Origin of the sequence: Galbibacter kalidii (genome assembly GCF_026241135.1) — a bacterium.
GTDB lineage: Bacteria > Bacteroidota > Bacteroidia > Flavobacteriales > Flavobacteriaceae > Galbibacter.
Genome location: NZ_JAPFGA010000110.1, coordinates 1 through 507 on the forward strand (window position 1 = coordinate 1; position 507 = coordinate 507).

Sequence of the window (507 nt, forward strand, 5' to 3'; positions counted from 1 at the left end):
GCTTCCAGATACCCTCAGCGCCTAATTCTTCATTTTCAGGCGAAAAGAAAGACAGACGGAGCTGTAAGTCGTTCAGGGTATCTTTGAGTTTACGGCACTGTTTCTCAAACTCCTCTATTTCCACTTTAAAGGCATCACGCTCTTTAAAGACAAGGCCGATGCGCTTACGGGCGTCTTCATCAAACACACCGTTAAAAAGGTTTTTGAAAAATGTAGTCGAGAAAATACTGTTCAGGTCTTCATCCGGGCTGACCTCGATCAACCAGAAAAGACGGGAATCGTTGAGGTTCCTCACTTTATTGAGGAATGATTGCCTACGTTTTGATAAAAGCTGGCTACGCGGATTTTCACGCGCTGCCAGCTTTACCTTAGCGCCTTCAAAGTGAACATAGTATTGCGACAGCGTAACGTTAGCCGGTAACAACTGGATAACGTTGCGAATGAGCAGACTGATAGTCTTGCGCATTGATTCAGTCACCGATGAAGGGTCTAAGCCCTGAAGGGACA

At 45.8% G+C, this 507-nt stretch carries 1 protein-coding gene; it reads right to left on the bottom strand.

Annotated elements, in window-relative coordinates:
* The coding region (locus OOZ15_RS20125) for a hypothetical protein (RefSeq protein ID WP_265958210.1) at window positions 1-466 on the bottom strand (466 nt) is incomplete at its 3' end.
* Window positions 467-507: the final 41 nt, after the last annotated feature.